Consider the following 336-nt stretch of genomic DNA (forward strand, 5'->3'; position numbering starts at 1 on the left):
TGCTCAATACAAATTAGCGACTATTTTTATCAAGCCAGGACTGGAACATTAAAATATTCCACAAATGAAGACTACGATCATAAGTTCCATTTTGATGCTGGAGCCATGCCGAGCGAATTTTCTGGCAGTCAAAATAACCCTCTCGCTTGATGCGTTCCTCAGACAGCAGTTCTTCTGCCCACTCCTTCAGCGGCCCACGCAACCATTGCGCCAACGGAATAGAGAAGCCGGCTTTTGGTCTGTCGAAGAATGATGTCGGCACGTACCGTTTCAGTAACTCCCTGAGTGGCCACTTGCCGACGCCATTCTTGATCAACTGATCAGAAGACAAGGAAA

The 336-nt window shown here is 47.0% G+C and carries 1 protein-coding gene; it reads right to left on the reverse strand.

The window, feature by feature from the left end:
• Positions 1–13: 13 nt before the first annotated feature.
• Positions 14–336 (reverse strand): asparagine synthase-related protein (locus DBR18_RS30035; protein ID WP_256588984.1); only part of this gene is annotated, 323 nt, incomplete at its 5' end.

It is taken from the genome of Pseudomonas sp. HMWF021, assembly GCF_003061005.1.
Classification (GTDB): domain Bacteria; phylum Pseudomonadota; class Gammaproteobacteria; order Pseudomonadales; family Pseudomonadaceae; genus Aquipseudomonas.